4 protein-coding genes are annotated in these 6,489 nt (G+C 59.9%); 1 reads left to right on the forward strand and 3 read right to left on the reverse strand.

Annotated features, from left to right (window positions below; genetic code table 11):
* From AACT07_RS20450 to AACT07_RS20460, 3 genes are all read right to left on the reverse strand, one after another.
* Complete coding sequence (locus AACT07_RS20450) at positions 1-1,119, reverse strand: ABC transporter permease (protein ID WP_005357011.1); 1,119 nt, start codon at positions 1,117-1,119, stop codon at positions 1-3.
* Positions 1,119-2,702 carry an ABC transporter ATP-binding protein gene (locus AACT07_RS20455; protein ID WP_069529779.1) on the reverse strand — a complete coding sequence of 528 codons (1,584 nt, stop codon included), beginning with the start codon at positions 2,700-2,702 and terminating at the stop codon, positions 1,119-1,121. Before AACT07_RS20455 ends, AACT07_RS20450 begins: the two co-directional genes overlap by 1 nt.
* 85 nt (positions 2,703-2,787) lie before the next feature.
* Positions 2,788-3,786 carry a BMP family lipoprotein gene (locus AACT07_RS20460; protein ID WP_005340803.1) on the reverse strand — a complete coding sequence of 333 codons (999 nt, stop codon included), beginning with the start codon at positions 3,784-3,786 and terminating at the stop codon, positions 2,788-2,790.
* A gap of 506 nt (positions 3,787-4,292) precedes the next feature.
* On the opposite strand from AACT07_RS20460, the gene uvrD reads away from it, so the two are divergent.
* Complete coding sequence (gene uvrD / locus AACT07_RS20465) at positions 4,293-6,464, forward strand: DNA helicase II (RefSeq protein ID WP_069529780.1); 2,172 nt, start codon at positions 4,293-4,295, stop codon at positions 6,462-6,464.
* Positions 6,465-6,489: the final 25 nt, after the last annotated feature.

Below are 6,489 nucleotides of genomic sequence, written 5' to 3' on the forward strand. Positions count from 1 at the left end.
TCAGACTCCTTTAGCTTGCGCGGCTGAGCGGTTGGCAAACGCCAGATAGAGCTGCTCGATGCGCGGACGCATCATGTGCTCAAGGGCGCCACAGAACAGGATCACCAGACCCTGCAACACCACCACGATGTTGCGGTCGACACCGAACTCGAAGCTGAGCTCGGCGCCCCCCTGATAGAGGAAACCGAACAGCAGGCTGGCGATGATGACGCCGACCGGATGGTTGCGCCCCATCAGCGCCACCGCGATACCGGTGAAGCCGAACCCTTCCACGAAGTTGAGCTTGATCTGGTGCAGCTCACCCTGCAGCACGTTGAGGGCAAAGAAGCCCGACAGCATGCCGGAGATCACCATCGCCAGGATCACCACCTTGGGATAGGAGATACCGGCATAGGCGGAGGCACTTTGGCTGGCGCCGACCGAGCGGATCTCGTAACCCCAGCGAGTGTGCCAGATAAAGACCCACACCAGCGCCGCACAGATCAGCGCCCAGAAGAAGCTGATATTGAGCGGGCTGTTGGGGATCTCCATCCCGAACAGGTTCGCCAGCCCGCTCATCTTGGGCAGCCAGCTTGCTTCGGCAAACACCTTGCTCTCGGTCGCCATCGAGCCGGGCGGCTTGAACACCTCCACCAGCAGATAGGCCATCAGGGAGGCGGCGATGAAGTTGAACATGATGGTGGTGATAACGATATGGCTGCCGCGCTTGGCTTGCAGCCAGGCCGGAATAAAGGCCCAGGCCGCACCGAACAGACCACCGGCAATGATGGAGAGCGGCAACAGCAGGGCAAACGGCAGCACATCGCCGAGCATCAGACAGACCAGACCCACGCCGAGCCCGCCGATATAGGCCTGACCCTCACCACCGATGTTGAACAGACCGGCATGGAAGGCGACCGCCACCGACAGACCGGTAAAGATAAAGCCGGTTGCGTAGTAGAGGGTGAAGCCGACCCCTTCACCGGTACCGAACGCGCCGTACCACATGATCTTGGCGGCATCGACCGGGTTGATGTCGAGGTAATAGAACAGAATGGCCGACACCAGGAAGGCCAGCAGGATGTTAACCGCAGACAAGACGCCTACGGAGACCCAGGCTGGAATACGTACTTGGCTCATCAGTGGGCCTCCTTGGCTACGCCAGACACGCCAGCAACTTCGTCCGGCACTATGTTTGCCATCATCAGACCAATGGTGCGCTCATCCGCCTTGGCACCATCCAGCTCGCCGACGATGCGACCGTCGGCAATGACCAGAATCCGGTCAGCGAGGCTCATGATCTCGTCCAGCTCCACCGAGACCAGCAGCACCGCCTTGCCCTTGTCGCGCATGGCGATGATCTGCTGGTGGATATATTCGATGGCGCCGATGTCGACCCCGCGGGTCGGCTGGCCGATCAACAGCACATCCGGGTCCTGCTCAACTTCACGGGCGATCACCAGCTTCTGCTGGTTGCCACCGGAGAAGTTGGCGGTCTTGTGATCGGGATGGGGCGGGCGCACGTCCCACTTCTCCATCTTGGCCTGGCAATCCTGCTGGATCGCCTCCTTGTTCTGCAGCCAACCCTTGTTGTATTGCGGGCGGCGGTGATAGCCGAGAATAAAGGCCTCTTTCGCCTCGAAGCGGTTGATCAGCCCCATCTTGTGGCGATCTTCCGGCACATGACCGAGGCCGTAGTTGCGCACCAACTCCGGATCGGCCGGGTGCTCAGCGCTCACCTTGTGCACGCCGCTGCGGCTGCTGATGGTAAAGCTGCCCTTGCTCGGCTTGAGAATGCCGCCAAGCAGACTGAGCAGTTCGGACTGACCGTTGCCGGAGACCCCGGCGATGCCGACCACTTCACCGGCCCGCACCTCGAAGCTGACCGATTTGACCCGCTCCACCTTGCTGGCATCGAAGTAGCTGAGCCCTTCGATCTTCAGCTTGGCTTCACCGGGCTGGGTTGGCCCCTTGTCGACCTTGAGGCGCACCTTGCGGCCCACCATCAGTTCGGCCAGTTGCTCCTTGTCGGTATCCTTGGTGGCGACGTGGGCCACCATCTCGCCACGGCGCATGATGGAGACCTGATCGGTAATGGCCAGGATCTCCCGCAGCTTGTGGGTGATAAGGATGATGGTTGCCCCCTGATCCCGCAGCTTTTTCAGCACCTCGAACAGGTGATCCGCCTCTTGCGGGGTCAGTACCCCGGTCGGCTCGTCGAGGATCAGGATGCGGGCGCCGCGATAGAGCGCCTTGAGAATTTCGACCCGCTGTTGCAAGCCAACCGGCAGATCTTCGACCTTCTCGTGCAGCGGCACATCGAGGCCATAATCCCGCGCCAGTTCGCCCAGCAGCTTTTCGGCTGACGCCACGCTCTGCTGAAGGTGCCAGCCGTTCTCTGCGCCGAGGATGACGTTTTCCAATACGGTGAAGTTATTGACCAGCATGAAGTGCTGGTGAACCATGCCCACCCCTGCGGCAATCGCATCTTGTGAGCCATGGGGTTTGAAAGGATTCCCGTCGATCAGCATCTCGCCTTTGTCGGCATGGTAAAAACCATAAATGATGCTCATCAGGGTGGACTTACCGGCGCCATTTTCGCCGACAATGCCGTGGATACTGCCTTTGCGAACCTTAAGGTCGATCAGCTTGTTGGCGTACACTTCGCCGAACCGCTTATCGATACCTCTTAATTCGATGGCATAGCGATCTGTCTGGTCCATGATGCAGCCCTGCGTTTCATGAAATAAGACTAAAAACCGGCCCGTGCGGGCCGGTGGTGCGTTGAGAGTCGTAGCAACTATCTAATTAGTATTTGCAGGTGTTATCGCTCATGTAGTCATGAACCTTGACCTTGCCAGCGATGATTTCAGCCTTGATGGCATCTACCTTGGCTTTCATTTCCGGGGTGATCAGCTTCTCGTTGTCCTTGTCGAGTGCCCAATCCACACCACCTTCGGCCAGACCCAGGTTCTTGATACCCGGCTTCCACTCGCCTTTGGCAGCGTCATCCCAGGTCTGGTAAGCGGCCAGACCCACAGACTTGACCATGGAAGTCAGCATGGTGCCCGGTTGCAGGTGGTTCTGGTTGGAATCCACACCGATGGCGAACTTGCCACTGTCCTTGGCTGCCTGATAGACACCGATACCGGTACCGCCGGCTGCGGCGTAAACCACGTCAGCGCCCTTGGCGAACTGGGACTTGGCCAGCTCGGCACCTTTCGCCGGGTCAGCAAACGCGGCCGGGGTAGAGCCCGCCATGTTCTGGAACACTTCGATCTTCGGATTGACGAACTTGGCACCCTGCTCGTAACCGCACTGGAATTTGCGGATCAGCGGGATATCCATGCCGCCCACGAAGCCGACCTTGCCGCTCTTGGAAGCGATGGCAGCCAGTGCGCCCACCAGGAAGGAACCTTCATGCTCCTTGAAGATAACGGACTGGACGTTCGGCTTGTCGACCACCATGTCGATGATGGTGAACTGGGTTTTCGGGAATTCGGTCGCTACTTTCTCAACGGCAGAACCCATGTTGAAACCGACCGCCACGATCGGGCCGTTGCCACGGCTTGCCAGACGACGCAGACCCTGCTCGCGCTGGGCTTCGTTCTGGGGTTCAAACTCTTTGACCTTGACGCCCTTGTCCTTGTTGTAGAGCTCGACGCCGTTACGGAACACGGCTTCGTTGAATGATTTGTCATACTTGCCCGCGGTGTCATAAATGACGGCTGGCTCGGAAGCAGCCTGAGCAGAGAGAGCAGCGAGAGTGAGGGAGGCCACAGTGGCCAGCTTGAGCACTTTAGTCACGATCGTATCCTTGATTGTTATTAAGTGAGGGAACTTGCTTGCCTGTCAGAGCAGGCTATCTAGCACGCAGGCTTACTCTAAGTCAGCCCCGATGCGGGTCAAGCAAATGATAAGGGAAAAACGTTTGCGTTAACGGTTTGAATTCTAAGCAAATAACCTTATAAGCAGTTGTTTTTTAGCTACTTTTCAGTTTTTTATGCTAACAACCAAAAGACCCAAACGACATTTCTCTTATTGTTCAGCAAGTTACTGTAAACCGTTTTCCCCTGTTATTCATCCAGCCCCCCGGCAAGCCCGTGATCCGGCTCGCAAAATCCCCACAAACCGTGCGAGCAAGGATTGGCTACAGCTGGAGACCTCCCCGTCCCGTTCTCTCTGCGCCAGCCAAAAATGGCCGCACCGGCGCCCTTGCAGGACCCCATCTCCCCCCTCCCCCCGAGTTTGGATTTGGTCTGGCAGGGGGATGGCCGTATAATCCCCGCCTGTATAAATAAACAGGAGTGGTGATGGACGTTTCAACCCTGCTCGACGGGCTCAACGACAAGCAAAGAGATGCCGTTGCGGCGCCCCGCAGCAACCTGCTGGTACTGGCCGGTGCCGGTTCGGGCAAGACCCGGGTGCTGGTGCACCGTATCGCCTGGCTGATGCAGGTGGAACGCTGTTCACCTTTCTCCATCATCGCGGTCACCTTTACCAACAAGGCGGCGGCCGAGATGCGCGGCCGGGTCGAGAAGGTGATCGGCGACGGCGTGCGCGGCATGTGGATCGGCACCTTCCACGGTATCGCCCACCGTTTGCTGCGGGCCCACCATCTGGATGCGGGCTTGCCGCAGGATTTCCAGATCCTCGACTCCGACGACCAGTACCGTCTCATTCGCCGGGTGCTCAAGGCGCTCAACCTCGACGAGAAGCACTGGGCCCCGCGCGCCGTGATGGGTTACATCAACGGCAAGAAAGATGAAGGCTTGCGCCCCGGCGACATCGACCTCTACGGCGACCCCGTCACCCGCACCTATCAGCAGATCTACAAGACCTATCAGGAGACCTGCGATCGCTCCGGTCTGGTGGACTTCGCCGAGCTGCTGCTGCGCGCCCACGAGCTGTGGCTCAACAAACCGCACATCCTCGAGCACTACCGCGACCGCTTCCAGAACATCCTGGTGGACGAGTTTCAGGATACCAACGGCATCCAGTACGCCTGGCTACGGATGCTGGCGGGCAACAGCGGCAAGGTGATGATCGTCGGCGACGATGACCAGTCCATCTACGGCTGGCGCGGCGCCAAGATCGAGAACATCCAGCGCTTCCTGACCGACTATCAGGGCGCCGAGACCATCCGTCTCGAGCAGAACTACCGCTCCACCGCCAATATCCTCAAAGCGGCCAACAGCGTCATCGCCAACAACGCCGAGCGCCTTGGCAAGGAGCTGTGGACCGAAGGGGCCGAGGGCGAGCCGATTTCCCTCTACGCCGCCTTCAACGAGGTGGACGAAGCGCGCTTCGTGGTCGGCCGTCTCAAGGATTGGAAGGAAAAGGGCGGCCTCCTGGCCGACTGTGCCATCCTCTATCGCTCCAACGCCCAGTCACGGGTGCTGGAAGAGGCGCTGATGCAGGACGCCATGCCGTATCGCATCTACGGCGGCCTGCGCTTCTTCGAACGGCAAGAGATCAAGGACGCCATGGCCTACCTGCGGCTTATCAACAACCGGGGCGACGACGCCAGCTTCGAGCGGGTGGTCAACACCCCGACCCGCGGCATCGGCGATCGCACCCTCGAGATCCTGCGCGGCAACGCCCGCGATCAGGGGCAGAACCTCTGGCAATCGGCCAAGGCCCTGCTCAACGACAAGGTGCTGACCGGTCGCGCCGGTAACGCGGTGCGCGGCTTTGTCGAGCTGATCGACGCGCTGGAGGAGCAGGTCGCCCTGCTGCCGCTGCACCAGCAGGCGGATATCGCCATCCAGAACTCCGGCCTCAAGGCCATGTATCTGGCGGAAAAGGGCGAGAAATCCCAGGCGCGGGTAGAGAACCTGGACGAACTGGTCACCGCCTGCCGCCAGTACCAGCGTCCGGACGAGCTGGAAGACATGAGCGATCTCTCCGCCTTCCTCGCCCACGCGGCGCTGGAGTCCGGCGAGAATCAGGCGGACGAATATGCCGATGCGGTGCAGCTGATGACATTGCACAGCGCCAAGGGCTTGGAGTTCCCGCTGGTGTTGCTGGTCGGCGTCGAAGAAGGCATGTTCCCCAGCCAGCAATCCACCGAAGAGTCGGGCCGGCTGGAAGAGGAGCGCCGCCTCTGTTACGTCGGCATGACCCGCGCCATGGAGAAGCTCTACATCTGTTATGCCGAGAGCCGCCGCATCTACGGCCGCGAGATGTTCCACAAGCCGAGCCGCTTTATCCGCGAAATGCCCGCCGAGTGTCTGGAAGAGATCCGGCTGCGCACTCAGGTCAGCCGCCCCACCCAGTACGGCCGCTTTAGCCAGAACGAGGTGCAGCAGAGCTTCGACGCCAGCGGCATCAAGCTCGGCCAGCGGGTGCTCCATCCGAAATTCGGGGAAGGGGTGGTACTCAACTTCGAAGGGGTCGGCCAGCAGAGCCGGGTGCAGATCCAGTTCGACGACGTCGGCGCCAAGTGGCTGGTGACGGCGTATGCCAGATTGGAAGCGCTTTAAATTGCCTAACAAAACAGCTCCGAAC

The sequence above is a fragment of the Aeromonas sp. ANP5 genome (assembly GCF_963870295.1).
Lineage (GTDB): Bacteria > Pseudomonadota > Gammaproteobacteria > Enterobacterales > Aeromonadaceae > Aeromonas > Aeromonas veronii.